A 16,547-nucleotide genomic window follows, 5' to 3' on the forward strand; every position below is an offset into this window, starting at 1 on the left:
GGGAGGAACCCAATGACCTACACCAACTTCACCATCGAAACCGACGCGGACGGGATTGCTGTCGTCACCTGGGATATGCCGGGCAAGTCGATGAACGTCTTTACCGCCGAGGTGTTGGAAGAACTCGACGCGATCCTGAGGGCAACCGTCGCGGATGCCGCCATCAAGGGCGTTGTCTTTACCAGCGGCAAATCCTCGTTTTCCGGCGGTGCCGACCTCACCATGATCCGCGGCATGTTCTCCATGCTGCAGGAAGCGACCGCACAGGACCCTGCCACCGCCAAGCAGAAGCTGTTCGAGGTTGCAGGGCAAATGACCTGGCTGTTCCGCGCCATCGAAACCAATGGCAAGCCCTGGGTATCGGCCATCAACGGCACCTGCATGGGCGGCGCTCTCGAGCTGTCGCTGGCCTGCCACGGGCGCGTCGTCGCGAATTCCAAGTCGGTCAAGCTCGCGCTGCCTGAAGTCAAGGTCGGCATCTTTCCAGGCGCCGGCGGCACGCAGCGTGTCTCGCGCCTGACCGATGCCCAGTCCGCCCTGCAAATGATGACGACCGGTCAGACGCTGACGCCGCAACGCGCCAAGGCGATGGGTCTCGTGCATCAGGTCGTCGAACCCGATCAGCTCGTGACCGCTGCAAAGCAGATGATCAAGGATGGTTTGAAGCCCGTCGCTCCGTGGGACGAAAAGGGCTTCAAGGCACCCGGCGGCGGGGTCTGGACGCCGCAGGCTGCACAGCTTTTCCCGGCGGCTCCCGCCATCCTGCGCCGCGAGACGGCAGGCAATTATCCGGGCGCGCTCGCCATCCTCAAATGCGTCTACGAGGGACTTCAGCTGCCCTTCGATACGGCGCTCAAGGTCGAGCAGCGCTATTTCACGCAGATCCTCGGCACCACCGAAGCCTTCTCGATGATCCGTTCGCTGTTCATCTCGATGCAGGAACTGGGCAAGGGCGCCCGTCGTCCGGCAGGCGTTCCAAAAAGCGAATTCAAGAAGGTCGGCGTGGTCGGCGCGGGCTTCATGGGTGCCTCGATTGCCTATGTGACGGCTGCCGCCGGCATTCCCGTCGTGCTGATCGACCAGAGCCAGGAAGCAGCCGACAAGGGCAAGGCCGTTTCCGAAAAGCTGGTGGCCGACAGTGTCTCTAAGGGTCGCCTGACGAAGGAGGAGGGCGAAAAGCTCCTCTCGCTCGTCACCGCCACGCCGGACTATTCGACACTTGCCGATGCCGATCTCGTCATCGAGGCGGTGTTCGAAGACCGCAAGGTCAAGAAGGCCGTGATCGAAGCGGTCGAAGCCGTCATTCCGGAAACCACGATCTTCGCTTCGAACACCTCCACCCTTCCGATCTCGGGCCTCGCGGAAAACTCCAAGCGTCCGGACCAGTTCGTCGGCGTGCATTTCTTCTCGCCGGTCGAAAAGATGATGCTGACCGAAGTCATCCTGGGCGAAAAGACGGGCGACAGGGCACTTGCCGTGGCGCTGGATTTCGTCGGCAAGATCAAGAAGACGCCCATCGTCGTCAACGACACGAGAGGCTTCTTCGTCAACCGCTGCGTCTTCCGCTATATCAACGAAGCCTATGACATGCTGGCCGAAGGCGTGCCGGCAGCCATGATCGAGAATGCCGCCAAGATGGCCGGCATGCCGGTCGGCCCGCTGTCTCTCAACGACGAAGTGGCCGTCGATCTCAGCCAGAAGATCATGAAGGCCTCGATCGCCGATCTCGGCCCCAACTCGGTCAAGCCGGAACACATGGCGCTGATCGACAACATGGTCGATGTGCTCGATCGCCGCGGCCGCAAGAACGGCAAGGGCTTCTACGACTACCCCGCCAAGCCCGCGAAAAAATCGCTCTGGCCCGGCCTCAAGGATCTCTATCCGCAAAAGCCGGCCCGAGATGTCGACGTTACCGTGCTGAAGCAGCGCTTCCTCGTGACGATCGCACTGGAAGCCGCCCGCACCGTCGAGGAAGGCATCGTCACCGATCCGCGCGAAGCCGATGTCGGCTCCATCCTCGGCTTCGGCTTTGCCCCCTATACGGGTGGCACGCTGTCCTACATCGACGGCATGGGCGTGAAGACCTTCGTCGAACTCGCCGAAAAGCTGGCCGCGCAATATGGCAGCCATTTCAAGCCGACGCAGCTGCTCAAGGACATGGCGGCGAACGGAGAGACCTTCTACGGTCGGTTCGACCCCTACGCGAAAATCGGCCAGGCGGCCTGAAGTCGCCGTCAAGCGACCATGAAAAAGGGCGGCTTGGAGCCGCCCTTTTTTGTATGCGAACGATAGTCGTCTTTACCGGATGACCATCTGCTGCGGAACGCTCTGGGCCGCCGGCTTTTGCGACTTCAGGGTCTTCGCAGGTGCCGGCTCCGCCGTGCCGAGCAACTTGTCGCGCTCGCGCCATAGGGCAGGGATCGAGAGAAGGCCGACGGCGGTCAGTGCAATCGCAGTCTTCGTCCACTCGCCGAGTTCCGGCGTACGACCATCGAAGTAGTATACGAAGTAGACGATCGCGACGTGCCATACATAGACGTAGAGCGAGTGGCGGCCGAGCAGGCGCAGGTACCGCAGGGTGAACACCCAGGTCACGGCAGACGCGATGTTTCGCACCCAGTTTGCCTTGTGCTGCGGACCGGCAACGAGCAGCCAGGTGACGAGAAGACCCATCGCGGCGAAGTTCAGGAGATAGACCGGACCGAAATCGGCACGGATTTCCATCGAGGCGAACTTGCCGATCATGTAGGCCGGCATCAGCTCGTTGGCGGTAATCAGGCGCAGCGGCAGGAAGAACATCACCAGCACCAGCGCCACCTTGGGGATGAACGTGTTGTCTGGCGACAGGATCTTGCCCCAGTTGATCTTGCCGGACGAGGTCAGCGCACCGAGAACGAGGCCCGAGAAGAACACGATCTGCCAGCCAAACAGGTTGAACGAGACGCGGATGCCCTGATCGTCCGAACCCATGATCAGCTCATTGATCGGGATCGTTGCGATCTGATGCAGACCCAGCTGTCCGGCCATCCACATCATGATCGAGGCAGCGACCACGTAGTGCCACTTGTCATCAAGCACCAGCTTGATCAGCATCGGTGCAAACAGCATGTAGACGATATACTGCGGCAGGATGTCCATGAAGGTCGGCTGGTATAGGAAGGTAGCGATCGCAGCGAGACGCAGCGGATCGTCGAAATTGGTGTAGCCAAGCCAGTTGAACCAGACCGAATAGGCCCCCGGCAGCAGCATCTGCGCCACCAGCACGGCGATCACGATGCCCATCGCATAGCGATAGAGCTCGAAGGCACGGCTGTAGATCGCAGTGCGACCGGCGGCATATCCGCCTTTCATCATCTTGCGGGCATAGACCATGCCGATCATCAGGCCGGACAGGAACACGAAGCCCTGCGCATCCTCGACAAAAGCAAGCTGGTTGTGGTTGATTTTGACCAGGAAGTAGCCACCGGCAAATATCAGGTGGTTGAGAACCATAAATACAAGGAAATATCCCCGCATCCCGTCAATGATCTCGAATCGTTTCATCGGTCGCGGTCTCCGTCTCTACCGGTTCCGATGGCCTCGTGCCTTTCGGTCCGTAAGGCCTCTTCGGGCCGGGAAGTCACGCGCCTAAACGTCGCGACGCGCCGGAGAGTTCCGAGCGACACTCGCTTTGTATCTGACGTTCAGACATTTCAACCGTAAACAATCTGTGATGACTATTCGATGAACAGCTTTTTAAGCAGTTTGCGTCATTCCGCCGCGAGACGCCGCAGACCGGCGATCTGGGTGAGGTAAGCGCGCAGCGCCGCCGGTCGCACCGGCTTGTGCTGCAGTGAAATGCCGTGTTTCTCAGCCTCGTTGCGCACATCCGCGGACCGATCGGCGGTGATGAGCAGGGCCGGAACATCGGCCTCGTAAGCGGCACGCAGCGACTGGATCGCCGCGATCCCGTCGCCGTCATCGAGATGATAATCGGCGATAATGATATCCGGCGCCGGCTCACCCGAACGGGTGATTTCGTCCAGCGCCGTGATGGACTGCGCTTCCCTGACCGTGCAACCCCAACCCGTAATCAACAGCGCCATCCCCTCCAGAATCTTCGGCTCGTTGTCGATGCACAGAACCCTCAGCCCGGTCAGCGGCTGCGAGCGTTTGCGCCGTTCAGGCCGCTCGGAGGCTTTCGCTGGTCGCGCGACCGATGCGTCGAGCGGCAGATCCACCCTGAAGATGGTTCCGCGACCGGGCCTCGATGCAAGCTGCACGGGGTGGTCGAGCACACGCGAAATACGGTCGACGATGGAAAGACCGAGGCCGAGACCGGTTGCGGTTTTCGCCCCTTCGTCGAGCCTTGCGAATTCCTTGAACACGGTCTCGAACTGGGCTGCCGGAATGCCGATGCCGGAGTCGTGCACTTCGATCGATACTCGCCCGCCATGCCGCCGCGCGCCGACCAGAACCTTGCCGCTGATTGTGTATTTGATCGCGTTGGACACCAGATTCTGCACCAGCCGGCGCAGGAGATTGGCGTCGGAGCGAACCCTGAGTGAGGTTGGCATCACCACGAAAGTCAGGTTCTTCTCGCGCGCCATCGGCTCATAGTCGGTCGCGATCCGGCGCAACAGGTCGTCGAGGGCGATGGTTTCAAGCTGCGGCTTCATTGCGCCGGTGTCGAGCCGCGAAATATCCAGTACCGCCCCAAGGATCGCCTCAACCGATTCGAGCGCGGAATCGATGTTGCGCACCAGCGGACCGTTGCGGTCGGCAGGCGTCATGCGCTCGACCAGCGCGGATGAGTACAGTCGCGCGGCATTGAGCGGTTGCAGGATATCGTGGCCGGCAGCGGCAAAGAAACGTGTCTTGCCGATATTGGCTTCCTCGGCCTCGGCACGCGCCTGGCCCAGTGCATGGTTGACGCGGGTCAGCTCTGAGGTGCGCTCTGTCACCCGCTGTTCGAGCGTTTCATTCGCCTGTTTCAGCGCCTTTGCCGCCGCAACACGGTCGGAAATATCGGTGAAGGTTGCAACGATGCCGCTATCCGGCATCGGGTTGGTGCGCACTTCGATGATCCGCTCGCCGCTTGCAACGACAAGCGAGAACGACGCATCCAGCGTCTTGAACCGGTTGACCACATCCGCCTGTTCGTCTGCAGGAATGTCACCGCGGTCCGAAAGCATCGCCACGATATCTGAGAGCGGAAATCCGACCTGGCCGACCTGGTCGGGAAGGTCGAGAAGATGGCGAAAACGTCGGTTCCAGATAGTCAGCCGGTCGGCACTGTCGAACACGGCAATTCCCTGGTCCATCTGCGAAAGCGCCGTCTGCAGCATGTCCTGGTTATACTGCAGCGCCTCGCTCGCCTGATCGAGCAGGAAGGCGGTGTCGGCACTGGCATCCTCGGCCTTCTGCAGGATCAGCGACAAGACGAGCCGTGCCGAGGAAGAACCGATCGCGCTTCCCAGCAGCTGTTCGGAGAAATGCACCAGCGCCATATCGGCCGGCTGGTCGTCCTCGAAACGGCGTCCTGCGGTGCGCTCATAGTGGGAAAACGAACGCTGCATGCGCTCCTCGCCGAGATAGCGCGCAATCGTCGCCTTGAGGTCTCCCACGCTGACACGGGTCTTCCAGCCGCGGGTCGCGAATTCCGAGCGCAGATGCCGTTTGACGAAAATTCCGGCCTGCAAACGCTCCACGGGCCGTGGATTGCGTGACAGAGAGCCGAGCACGAAAGCCAGCATGTTGAGCGCCAGACTGAAGATCGTCGCGTTGACGAGCGGATCGGTTTCGGGACCGGAGAATATGCCGGTGCCGGGGATCAGGAAATTCAGCACGGCCGCGGCGATGTGGGAATTGTCCGGTCCGCCGAGACTCGGCACGAACAACAGATAGGCCCAGGCCGCAAACCCGAGGCACATGCCAAGGATTGCGCCTCGGGCATTGGCCCGGCGCCAGATCAGCCCGCCGAACAGCGCGGGTGCCACCTGCGCGATCGCCGCAAACGCCAGAAGGCCGATCGAGGCAAGACCCGACTGGGTGTCCGCCATGCGGTAATAGCCGTAGCCGAGAAGCAGCACGGCGAAGATCGCGAGCCGTCGGATATTGAGAAGTGCACGGGTGAAATCGGCACGACCCCCATGCGCCGAGCGTGCCGCCATCAGCTTGCGGCGCAGGAAGACAGGAATGATGATGTCGTTCGACACCATGATCGACAGTGCGACGGATTCGACGATCACCATCGCGGTTGCGGCGGAAAAGCCGCCGATGAAGGTGATCAGCGTCACGGCCGGCAGATTGCCGTGGAGCGGAAGCGTGAGAATGTAGAGGTCGGCATTGCCGGTTCCACCGAACGTGACCAGTCCGGCAATCGCCACCGGTAGGACGAACAGGTTGATCGCGACGAGATAGATCGGCAGCAGAAACGAAGCGACCTTGCGTTCCCGGTCCGTGCGGTTTTCCACGACCGTCACATGGAACTGCCGAGGCAGAAGCAGGATGGCGAAGGCCGAGAGCAGTATCAAAATCAGCCAGCGGCTGAGCGGCGTTTCGTAGGACAGTGCCGAGGTGATCAAGAGGTTGTCGGCAGCCTTGGCCATCAGGTCTGCAGGACCGTCGAACAGCACGAACAGCACCGTCAGCCCAACGGTTGCAAAGGCGAATACCTTGACGACGGATTCCATCGCCACTGCCAGGATCAGACCGTCCTGATGCTCCGTCGCATCCGTATGGCGGGTGCCGAACATGACGGCGAAACCGGCCATCAGCAGTGTCACGATCAGGGCCAGATCGATGAAATGCAGGTTGCCGCTGCCAATCCCGTAGTCGGAGGGATTGACCATCACGGCGACCGAACTCGACACGGCTTTGAGTTGCAACGCGATATAGGGCACGGAGGCCACCAGCGCGATGATGGCGACGATCATCGCCACGGTCGAATTCTTGCCATAGCGGGCAGCGACGAAGTCGGCGACGGAGGTCAGTTTCTCGGCTTTCGCGAGTTCAACGATGCGTCGGATCAGCGGCATGCCCAATGTCAGCATCAGGATCGGGCCGATATAGATGCCGAGGAATTCAATCCCGCGACGGGAAGCCAGACCCACGCCACCGAAATAGGTCCACGAGGTGCAGTAGATCGCCAGGCTGAGCGCATAGACCACGGGCCGGCCGATCTTCGGCACGCCCACGACGCGGCTTCTCCGGTCGCCATAACTTGCGACCGCAAACAGCAGCAGGATATAGGCGAAAGCGGCGACGATGATCACCCAGCCCGAAAGCATGTCTCCTCCCCGCAATGCCGCGACGCGGATGAGATTAGGTCAAAAGCAAGGGTTTGCAAATCGCCGCGGCATTGGCAAAAAGTCCAATGCCTGGTCATCTTTAAGTCTCTGTCTTTTTCACCTTTTCAGCAAGTGGTGATGCACTATGTTGGGGCGGATCAACAACCCGAGCAGCAGGGGTAATGCTATGTCCGTTGTTTCCGAATTCCGTTCCTTTATCGCCAAGGGCAATGTCGTCGATCTCGCCGTCGGCATCATCATCGGCGGCGCCTTTACCGGCATCGTCACATCACTGGTCAACGATCTCGTCATGCCGGTCGTAGGTGCCGTGACAGGCGGTGGCTTCGACTTTTCCAACTACTTCGTGGCGCTGTCGAGCGCGGTCACAGCGCCCTCGCTGGAAGAAGCCCGCAAGCAGGGCGCCGTCTTCGCCTATGGCAGCTTCATCACGGTCGCGATCAACTTTCTCATCCTCGCCTTCATCATCTTCCTCATGGTCAAGGGCGTGAACAAGCTCCGCGCCATGGAAGAAAAGAAGCCTGCGGATGCCACACCGGCCCCGCCGCCGGCCGATATCCAGTTGCTGTCGGAAATCCGCGATCTTCTGAAGACGGGTAACCCGATCCGGTAATCCAACCGCGTCAACAGATCGGCGATCCATCAAGAAAAACGATCGCCGATCCACGGATTGTCATGGGATTTTCCGAGTTCTCTGCGCTAAACAGAATTAAAGCATAGGGAAATGTTCAGGAACCATGTCGATCATTGCAAGTCTCAGCCCGCGTGCCGTCTCCACTCCCGAAAGCGGTATTGTCGAGATCATCAATCACGCCCGCGCCGGTGGCCGCCGCGACCTGATCCCGCTCTGGGCAGGCGAGGGCGATCTGCCGAGCCCGGATTTTATCAATCAGGCGGCATCGAGCGCGCTTCTGGGCGGTGAGACCTTCTATACCTGGCAGCGCGGAATTCCCGAACTGCGCCAGGCACTGTCAGACTATTACACGCGGCATTTTTCAAAGACGCTGTCGTCAGAGCATTTTTATGTCACCGGCTCCGGCATGCACGCGATCATGATGGCCGTGCAGGCGATCGCCTCGCCGGGCGATGAACTGATCTACCTCTCGCCGACCTGGCCAAACATCATCTCCGCGATCGAGATTTCCGGCGCTTCCGCCATCGGCCTGCCGCTTGCCTTTACCGGCGGCGGCTGGTCTCTCGATCTCGACACGCTGGACGCTGCGATCACACCAAAGACACGTGGCCTTTTCATCAATACGCCCGCCAACCCGACCGGCTGGACGGCAACGCTTGATGATCTCCGAGACATTCTGACGCTCGCCCGCAAACATGGGATCTGGATCATCGCCGACGAGATCTATGCCCGTTACTACTACGGTGGTGCGGCAAGGGCTCCGTCCTTCCTCGACATCATGGAAGAGGGCGATCGGATCATTTTTGCAAACTCCTTCTCCAAGAATTGGTCGATGACCGGCTGGCGCATGGGCTGGCTGGTGGCCCCGCCGGAAATGGGGCAAGTGATCGAAAACCTCATCCAGTATTCCAATTCGGGCGTTGCCCAGTTCATGCAGCGCGGCGCGGTGGTGGCGCTCAACGAAGGCGATGCCTTCGTCAACGAGAACGTGGCCCGCGCCGTCGCCGGACGCGATATCCTCTGCGATGCGCTGATCGCCACCAACCGCGTGCAGACGCTGAAACCGGATGGCGCGATCTACGCCTTCCTGAAGGTGGATGGCGTAACCGACAGCCGCCTGACGGCGATGGACATCGTCGACAAGATCGGCGTGGCGCTGGCGCCCGGTTCTGCCTTCGGAGAGGGTGGCGAACTGTTTCTGCGGGCCTGTTTTCTGCGCAATTCGGCCCATGTCGAAGAAGCCGCCGGTCGGTTGGCGGACTATATCAAGCGCCTCTAACCCCGCTCCATCACCGCAAAGAGGGCGGTCTGTAAAATTTTATCGATCGCCTGAACGCCGTGTTTTCCGTGTTCCGCGTTAAACCCGGCGGCCCCGCCCGGTGGTAAGGTTTGCTGAAGAACGGCCGTGTTTCTCTCTGCGAAAGAAAAAGCAGGGGCGAGAAAATGGCTGTTCTGGTCACGGGTGGTGCAGGGTATATCGGAAGTCACATGGTCTGGGCGCTGCTCGACGCTGGCGAGGATGTCGTCGTGCTCGACCGGCTGTCGACAGGCTTTCGCTGGGCGGTTCCGGACGAGGCGCGCTTCTATCTCGGCGATGTCGGCGATTCCATCATCCTGAAGCAGATATTTGCCGAAAACGACATCGACGCCATCCTGCATTTCGCAGGCTCGATCGTCGTGCCACAATCGGTCGCGCATCCGCTGGATTATTACGAGAACAATACCGGCAAGACCCGCTTCCTGGCGGCAGCCGCCGTCGAAGCGGGCATCAAGCATTTTGTCTTCTCTTCCACCGCCGCCGTCTACGGCGATCAGAAGGATGACACGCCGGTTCTGGAAAGCGCGCCGACGCTGCCGAAAAACCCCTACGGTCAGTCCAAGCTGATGTCCGAACTGATGCTGCGCGATGCGGCTGCAGCCCATGATTTCCGCTTCGTCGCGCTGCGCTACTTCAACGTCGCCGGTGCTGATCCGCTTGGGCGCACCGGTCTTTCCACGGAAGGTGCGACGCATCTCATCAAGATTGCCTGCGAGGCGGCTCTTGGCAAGCGCCGCGGCGTCGATGTCTATGGCACCGATTATCCGACAGCCGATGGTACCGGTGTGCGCGACTACATACATGTGACCGATCTGGTCGAAGCGCACTTGAAGGCACTGAGCTATCTGCGTCGTGGCGGCGAACCTCTGATCGCCAATTGCGGTTATGGGCGCGGCTATTCGGTGCTGGAAGTGCTCGAAGCGGTCAAGAAAGCCGGAGCCCGCGGGTTCGACATCAACTACGGCCCGCGTCGCCCGGGCGATGCAGCGAGCGTCGTCGCCAATGCGACGCTCGCCCGGCGCCTTCTTGAATGGATCCCGCGCCACGACGATCTCGACCTGATCGTCGAAACCGCAATCCGCTGGGAACGGGAACTGGGCGATCGCCGTCCGGAAAGCATCCGTGCGATCCGCACCCGGCTCGCGTCGGCGAGCTTCTGAGCGCAAGCATGATGCAGTGATGCGGCCGCATTGCTGATACGTGAGAATGCGCATGGTCGAATGGCGTGCAGGGGATTAAAAGCGGGATTCTGGAACAACCCGATCCTGCGGAAACTGACCATGCGCCTCTTGTCCACCGCCGCTATCCTCCTTTGCTGTCTTGCGCCTTTGGCGAAGGCAGACACTCTGGCGGTTCAGAAACTGGTCGAGCCGCGTCTGACGGTGGCGCCTGCGGGAAATGCGAAACACATCCGTGTTGCCCTTACCTTCGATGCCTGCATGGGCAAGGCCGACGAGCGTATTCTGACGACGCTGGTTCGTGAAAGAATTCCCGCAACGATCTTCGTCACGTCACGTTGGCTGAAGCACAATCCGGAAACCGTCGCTGTTCTGCGTGAAAACAGCGATCTCTTCGAGCTGGAGAATCACGGCGAGAATCACATTCCCGCAGTCGATATTCCGATCGCGATCTATGGCATACCGGCCGCAGGCTCGCCTGAAGCTGTCGGCCGCGAGGTGGGGAGAGGAGCCGACGCCATGCTTGCAGCCGGTCTTCCGAGACCGCACTGGTTTCGCGGCGCGACGGCAAAATATGATCTCTCGGCCATCCGGGAGATCCGGGCCATGGGTTTCAAGATCGCCGGCTATTCGCTGAACGGCGATGATGGCTCGCTCCTCGGCGCCGCGGCTGCCGAAAAACGGATTGCTGCTGCCAAGGATGGCGATGTGGTGATTTCACACATCAACCAGCCGACTCATGCCGCCGGCGAGGGGGTCGCTCGTGCACTGGTTGATCTGAAAAACAGAGGCGCAGAATTCGTTCGCCTCTCTGATTTCGAGGCCTCAGGCGACCATGAGACGACCGCCAAGCTGCCTGGATTGTTTTGAGGTGGATCGGGATCAGCCTCAAAAGGAGGGCTCGGAAGTTGCTCGTTCCTCCGAATTTCATGTGAAAGCAACGAAGAGAGCGTGAGCATCTCGATTACTTAATTAAGCTTAAATTTTCTTGCAATTTTTATGCTGCACTGCATTATTGTCTCCGTTTAAGGAGTGCGATTATGCAAGCAGAGCTAAACTCATCTCTCTTCGATGCTGCTGCTTATGATGAAGGTGCAGAGCGTCTCCGGCTGTTCATGAAAAACGGGCAAATTCGCGAATTCGAGACGGTACCCGTGCAGGTGTTCCAGCAATTGGCAGGGTCCCGGTCGCCAGGACAGTATTACATCGAAAACATACGGTCCAAGTTCCCGATGTTCGGTTGATCGCCGAAACGGCGTCGCGCGGCGGTCGCGAACGGCCTGAGCTATCTCGCTGACGCGGATCGCCGGTGTTTAAAGGGTAGAGCTCCCTCATAATAACACGTGCACATTGTTTTAGTATTCGCTAAGTAATGGCTGTTATTGTCGTCGCCACTGATGTCGGCAGAGCAAGCCATGGAAAACAAACGCATCTGGACGAACAACGAACTGGACGACCTCCTGCGCCAGTTGAATGTTGCTTTGGAGGCTTCCGGCATCGGCATCTGGCAGCACAATCTGCGCAAGAACCAGACCCGGTGGGATGAGCAGCTACAGGAACTCTACGGTGTCCCGAAGGGTCCGACGGATGTGGTGTGGCTCGAATGCGTCCACCCAGACGACCGAGATGCCGCCAATGCGCACTTCGAAAAGGCAATCGAAAACCGCGAAGACTATGCGTCGCAGTTCAGGATCATCCGCCAGGATGGCTCCATTCGCCACCTTCGCTCACGCGCAAAGTTCTTCATCGACGGGAATGGCGAGCCATGCTTCGTCGGCGCGGAATGGGATGTCACCGACGATGTGATGCGAAGCCATCAACTGGCGGAAGAGCGGGAAGCCGCAGACCAGAGCCGCGCCGAAGCGCGCTATGCTGCTGACCACGACCACCTGACCGGACTTCTCAACCGCCGCAGCTTCGACGCGATATGTGCCAGCCTTGCAAAACGGGGTGAGCTGGACTTCGTGTCGCTGTGCCATCTCGACGTCGATAACTTCAAGGAAATCAACGACCGATATGGCCACGCCTGTGGAGATGTGGTCATCGCCCATGTCGCGTCGATCCTGAAGCAGGCAAGCCGCCCGGGAGATATCGTGGCGCGGCTGGGGGGTGACGAATTCGCCATCGTTTCGATGGACCGCGGCCTCAACGCGATGGAGAAGATCGTCGCCGAAATCCGCGCCGAGCTACAGTCACCCGTTCTTCTCAACGGCAAGAATGTCGTTGTCACCTGTTCGATGGGCGTGGCGCAAACCTCGGCGTCGGATGTCACCGGACTGCTCGCCTGTTCCGATCTCGCGCTCTATGAGGCCAAGAGAAACGGACGCAACCGCGCCGAATGGTTCTCGCCCGCCATGGCAGCCGCATCGATCGCCGAAAAACACATCCTCTACGAGCTGCGCAGCGCCATCACCAACGGCAATTTCGTGCCGTTCTACCAGGTACAGGTCGATGCCCGGACCCGCGCGATCAAGGGCCTCGAAGCGCTGGTGCGGTGGAAACATGGAGAAGAGCTGAAACCGCCCGGCGCATTTTTGCCGACTGCGGTGACGAACGGGTTGATTGACGAAATCGACGAAATCATGCTGCGCCTCGTCCTTGCCGACTTGAGGCGATGGCAAGCCGAGGGATTTGCTCTGCCGCGCGTGTCCGTCAACATGTCGGCCTCCCGCCTCTCCGATCCTGATTTGGAGGAAAAGCTCAAGCGTCTCGATATCCCGGCAGGCCAGGTGAGTTTCGAACTGGTCGAGACGATCTTCCTCGATGAGCTCACACCGGAGATCAGAGCCAATATCGATGCCATCCGGTCGCTTGGGATTGAAATCGAGATCGACGATCTCGGTTCGGGCCATGCCTCACTGCTCGGGTTGATCAAGCTTCGCCCGGACCGCGTCAAGATCGATCGGCAGCTCATCCTGCCCATGCTGGATGGCCTGCCCCAGCAGCGCCTGGTAGCCGCACTGGTCGATATCGCCCGGACGCTGGACATGGAAGTCGTCGCCGAGGGAGTCGAAACGCACGGCCATGCGGACGTGCTGGCAAGTCTTGGCGTTGACCTGCTGCAAGGTTTTGCCTTTGGCCGGCCGGAGCCGGCACATGTCGTCGAGAAGCGCTTGGAGAAGCGCCATACGACGGCGCCGACCGGTTCGCGCGCGTCTTCGGCAAGGCGTCGCTGATATCCGAGCAGTTTTAACTACCGTAAATAATTTTCTCGTATTCCCCGAGGTGCTGGAAATCCGCATCTCGGCAGTGCTAGACCCGTGATCGGTGAAAATAAATTACGGAGAGCCTCGTGAGCCAGAAGAAGATCGAACGTCTCGCTGCTGCGGATGCCCAGGCGGGCGGCCAGCGACGTCCATTTGCCAAGGCCGTGCGCGCCGGCGATTTCGTCTATGTGTCCGGCCAGGTGCCGACGGTGGATGGCGAAGTGGTGACCGGTGGCATCGTGGCCCAGACCGAACAGGTCGTTGCGAACATCAAGGACGTGCTTGCGCTTGCGGGCTGCACGCTGGCCGATGTCGTGAAGGTCAATGTCTGGCTTGATGATGCCCGTGACTTCTCCAGCTTCAACGCCGTGTTCCAGAAGCACTTCATCGATCATCCGCCGGCACGCTCGACGGTCCAGTCGCCGCTGATGGTCGATGCCAAGGTCGAGATGGACGTGATCGCCTACAAGCCGATCGACTGATTGTGTCAATGACGACCGTTAGTCTCCGAGAAGCTGGCGGTCGTCGCCGTCGCGGTTGCGCACCAGTTCTTCCTTGATGCTGCGCAGCGCCTTGAGCGCAATGTTGCGGTCGGCATAGGCGACCATGTTGGCAAGGATATCGATCGCGGCAAGATAGGCAAAGCGGGTCGAGGTGGGACGGAAGATGTTCTTGCCCTCCTGCATGTCGATGGCGATCGTCAGGTCGGCAGCATCGGCGACAGGCGAGCCCCGCTGCGTCATCACGATGGTGGGAATGCCATGTTGACGCAGCAGCTTGAGGCACTGGACGAGGCCCATGTCGCGGCCGGTATAGGACGACCCGAACACGACCGTGCCCGGCTGCGCTGCCGCCGAGATCATCAGGTTCATGTTGTGGTCGTTCGAGGCATTGATGCGGCAGCCGAGACGAAAGAGGCGATTGTGCAGCTCGTTGACGACCATCGCGGAATTGCCGCTGGCACCGAATGCCTGGATGAATTCGGCGCCGCGCAGCATCTGCGCCGCCTTTTCGATCGCGCCAAGGTCGAGCTGTCGATGCAAATCGAAAAGCGCGTTCTGGGCTTTCGAGATGATGTCTTGGGCAACCTCTTCCACCGTCGCGGTCGGTGCTTCCGGCTTCAGGTAGCGCAGGCCCACATAGGCCATCTTGGCCAGCTGCACCTTGAAATCGGAATAGCCTTGGCAGCCAAGTCGACGGCAGAACCGGGTCACGGTCGGCGGCGAAACTCCGGCGCGCTCGGCCAGATCGCTGATCGAGGAATTGACCACGAAATCGACATTGGCGAGCGCAAACTGCGCCAGTTTCGTCTCCAGGCTCGAGAGCCTGCCGTCTTCATCGGAAAGCGCGTGAAACAGGTCCATCAGGTATCTTCCTCGAAACTGGTCTCACAAACGAAGCACGTCATGATCGTGAAAATGAATTTCACCAGTTCTTGCCCTGATAGCACAAAGCGGGCAAGCATCAACGAAACCAGCCATGCCCACAGAGGTTTACATCATGAACTATCCCTGGCCTGAACCCGGCACGCCGCTCGATCAGATCGCAACGCCGATGCCCGTGATCGACGAGGATCGGCTTGCCGCCAATATTGCGCGGGTACAGGCCTACTGCGATGCGCAGGGCAAGGCGTTCCGACCGCATATCAAGACCCACAAGATCGCAGCCGTCGCCCGCCAGCAGATCGAAGCCGGCGCCGTCGGCCTAAATTGCCAGAAGGTCACCGAGGCTGAAGTGTTCGCCGATGCCGGTTTCGACGACATCCTGATCACCTACAATATCCTCGGACCGGTGAAACTTGCGCGGCTGAAGGCGCTGAATGCGCGCGTGTCAAAGCTTGCCGTCGTCGCAGATAGTGAAACGACCGTGTCGGGCCTGTCTGCAACGTTCGATGCCGATCACCCGCTGACCGTCCTGATCGAATGCGATACGGGCGCAAAACGCTGCGGCGTGCAGACGCCGGAACAGGCGGTGGCTCTTGCTGAGAAGATTGCGGCGGCGCCCGGCCTGCGCTTCGGTGGCATCATGACCTACCCGGCCATCGGTGGCGCAGAGGCCGTCGAGGAGTTCATGGCGACCACCATGTCGCTTCTGTCGGAAAAGGGCATCGAATGCCCGGTGCGGTCCAGCGGCGGTTCACCGGATCTGTTTTCGGCGCATCTGGTGCCCTCCGCCACCGAACATCGGGCCGGCACCTATGTCTATAACGACCGCAGCATGGTGCGCGCCGGTCACTGCACGCCAGACGATCTGGCCATGAATATCCTCGCAACGGTCGTTTCGAAGCCGGCGCCTGACCGGGCGGTGCTCGACTGCGGCTCGAAGGCGCTGACCTCCGATCTGCTCGGCTTTTCGGATTACGGTTCACTCGTCGGCTTCGAGGGCGCGCGGATCGTCTCGCTGTCGGAAGAACATGCGGTGGTCGATCTCTCGGGCTGTGCAGTGCCATTTGCGGAGATCGGCCAGATCGTAAAGGTCGTGCCGAACCACACCTGCGTCGTCACCAACCTGTTCGACCAGATGGTGTTTCACCGGAACGGCATCGTCACCCGCGTCGAAAACGTCGATGCGCGCGGCACCGTCTGGTAGCTTACCGATCGATTTCCCCAGACGGAATGAAAATGGGGCGCCTGTTTCGGGCGCCCTTTTTCATGTTCGCAGCGCGAAATGCCGTGGAGGTGAAAATTTCCCCGAATCTAGACCCGTAGAAAATAAATTACACAAATCGGTGCGATGTCTCGAAATTCGTTGACTTCAGCCGGGTTTGACGCATTATGAAGAAAATAAATTACACCAAAATGGTGAATGGGCGAACTGAACGAGAAACGGGACTGAGGTTTTCCGGAGCGTGGCATGCCTGCTCCGGCGATCGACAAAATTCATGCAATAGGGGTGCTGGCGCTCGGTGACCATGACGGGAGC

Annotated in this window: 12 protein-coding genes; 9 read left to right on the forward strand and 3 right to left on the reverse strand. The window is 60.0% G+C overall.

What is annotated here, in order from left to right:
• Positions 1–12 precede the first annotated feature (12 nt).
• Positions 13–2,226: a 3-hydroxyacyl-CoA dehydrogenase NAD-binding domain-containing protein gene (locus ACQY1K_RS02135; RefSeq protein ID WP_430258193.1), complete on the forward strand. Its 2,214-nt coding sequence runs from the start codon at positions 13–15 to the stop codon at positions 2,224–2,226.
• A gap of 72 nt (positions 2,227–2,298) precedes the next feature.
• On the opposite strand, the gene ACQY1K_RS02140 is transcribed toward ACQY1K_RS02135, so the two are convergent.
• Together ACQY1K_RS02140 and ACQY1K_RS02145 are read right to left on the reverse strand one after the other, a co-directional pair.
• Complete coding sequence (locus ACQY1K_RS02140) at positions 2,299–3,543, reverse strand: OpgC family protein (RefSeq protein WP_430258194.1); 1,245 nt, start codon at positions 3,541–3,543, stop codon at positions 2,299–2,301.
• A gap of 206 nt (positions 3,544–3,749) precedes the next feature.
• Positions 3,750–7,271, reverse strand: coding sequence for a PAS domain-containing hybrid sensor histidine kinase/response regulator (locus tag ACQY1K_RS02145; protein ID WP_430258195.1), 3,522 nt, complete (start codon positions 7,269–7,271; stop codon positions 3,750–3,752).
• Positions 7,272–7,458: 187 nt separating this feature from the next.
• Between ACQY1K_RS02145 and mscL the strand changes: the two genes are divergently transcribed.
• The 7 genes from mscL to ACQY1K_RS02180 all read left to right on the forward strand — a co-directional run bounded on the left by mscL (position 7,459) and on the right by ACQY1K_RS02180 (position 14,107).
• Positions 7,459–7,902 carry a large conductance mechanosensitive channel protein MscL gene (gene mscL / locus ACQY1K_RS02150; protein WP_062578996.1) on the forward strand — a complete coding sequence of 148 codons (444 nt, stop codon included), beginning with the start codon at positions 7,459–7,461 and terminating at the stop codon, positions 7,900–7,902.
• Between the two features lie 124 nt (positions 7,903–8,026).
• The gene (locus tag ACQY1K_RS02155; RefSeq protein ID WP_062453879.1) at positions 8,027–9,202 is read left to right on the forward strand and encodes a pyridoxal phosphate-dependent aminotransferase; all 1,176 of its coding nucleotides are present in this window, start codon (positions 8,027–8,029) and stop codon (positions 9,200–9,202) included.
• A 164-nt stretch (positions 9,203–9,366) separates the two neighbouring features.
• Positions 9,367–10,401, forward strand: coding sequence for a UDP-glucose 4-epimerase GalE (galE, locus tag ACQY1K_RS02160; RefSeq protein WP_113109456.1), 1,035 nt, complete (start codon positions 9,367–9,369; stop codon positions 10,399–10,401).
• Positions 10,402–10,521: 120 nt separating this feature from the next.
• The gene (locus ACQY1K_RS02165) at positions 10,522–11,289 is read left to right on the forward strand and encodes a polysaccharide deacetylase family protein (RefSeq protein WP_113109457.1); all 768 of its coding nucleotides are present in this window, start codon (positions 10,522–10,524) and stop codon (positions 11,287–11,289) included.
• 170 nt (positions 11,290–11,459) lie between these two features.
• The gene (locus ACQY1K_RS02170; protein WP_062579001.1) at positions 11,460–11,663 is read left to right on the forward strand and encodes a KTSC domain-containing protein; all 204 of its coding nucleotides are present in this window, start codon (positions 11,460–11,462) and stop codon (positions 11,661–11,663) included.
• Positions 11,664–11,834: 171 nt separating this feature from the next.
• A complete protein-coding gene (locus ACQY1K_RS02175) occupies positions 11,835–13,595 on the forward strand; it encodes a putative bifunctional diguanylate cyclase/phosphodiesterase (RefSeq protein WP_430258196.1) in 1,761 nt (586 codons plus the stop codon).
• Positions 13,596–13,711: 116 nt separating this feature from the next.
• Positions 13,712–14,107 (forward strand): RidA family protein, encoded by a 396-nt coding sequence (locus ACQY1K_RS02180; protein WP_430258197.1) that lies wholly within the window; start codon positions 13,712–13,714, stop codon positions 14,105–14,107.
• An 18-nt stretch (positions 14,108–14,125) separates the two neighbouring features.
• Here the strand turns inward: ACQY1K_RS02180 and ACQY1K_RS02185 are convergent, their stop codons facing one another.
• Complete coding sequence (locus ACQY1K_RS02185) at positions 14,126–14,989, reverse strand: MurR/RpiR family transcriptional regulator (RefSeq protein WP_430258198.1); 864 nt, start codon at positions 14,987–14,989, stop codon at positions 14,126–14,128.
• A gap of 136 nt (positions 14,990–15,125) precedes the next feature.
• Here ACQY1K_RS02185 and ACQY1K_RS02190 point away from each other — a divergent pair, with 136 nt between their 5' ends.
• A complete protein-coding gene (locus ACQY1K_RS02190; RefSeq protein ID WP_430258874.1) occupies positions 15,126–16,214 on the forward strand; it encodes a D-TA family PLP-dependent enzyme in 1,089 nt (362 codons plus the stop codon).
• Positions 16,215–16,547: the final 333 nt, after the last annotated feature.

Source organism: Neorhizobium sp. IRS_2294 (assembly GCF_050500145.1).
Classification (GTDB): Bacteria; Pseudomonadota; Alphaproteobacteria; order Rhizobiales; family Rhizobiaceae; genus Neorhizobium; species Neorhizobium soli.

Coding starts and splice junctions, on each gene's coding strand:
- ACQY1K_RS02175 (WP_430258196.1), top strand. CDS start 11,835: ATGGAAAACAAACGCATCTGGACGAACAACGAACTGGACGACCTCCTG.
- ACQY1K_RS02170 (WP_062579001.1), top strand. CDS start 11,460: ATGCAAGCAGAGCTAAACTCATCTCTCTTCGATGCTGCTGCTTATGAT.
- ACQY1K_RS02140 (WP_430258194.1), bottom strand. CDS start 3,543: ATGAAACGATTCGAGATCATTGACGGGATGCGGGGATATTTCCTTGTA.
- ACQY1K_RS02185 (WP_430258198.1), bottom strand. CDS start 14,989: ATGGACCTGTTTCACGCGCTTTCCGATGAAGACGGCAGGCTCTCGAGC.
- ACQY1K_RS02135 (WP_430258193.1), top strand. CDS start 13: ATGACCTACACCAACTTCACCATCGAAACCGACGCGGACGGGATTGCT.
- ACQY1K_RS02155 (WP_062453879.1), top strand. CDS start 8,027: ATGTCGATCATTGCAAGTCTCAGCCCGCGTGCCGTCTCCACTCCCGAA.
- mscL (WP_062578996.1), top strand. CDS start 7,459: ATGTCCGTTGTTTCCGAATTCCGTTCCTTTATCGCCAAGGGCAATGTC.
- ACQY1K_RS02190 (WP_430258874.1), top strand. CDS start 15,126: ATGAACTATCCCTGGCCTGAACCCGGCACGCCGCTCGATCAGATCGCA.
- galE (WP_113109456.1), top strand. CDS start 9,367: ATGGCTGTTCTGGTCACGGGTGGTGCAGGGTATATCGGAAGTCACATG.
- ACQY1K_RS02145 (WP_430258195.1), bottom strand. CDS start 7,271: ATGCTTTCGGGCTGGGTGATCATCGTCGCCGCTTTCGCCTATATCCTG.
- ACQY1K_RS02165 (WP_113109457.1), top strand. CDS start 10,522: ATGCGCCTCTTGTCCACCGCCGCTATCCTCCTTTGCTGTCTTGCGCCT.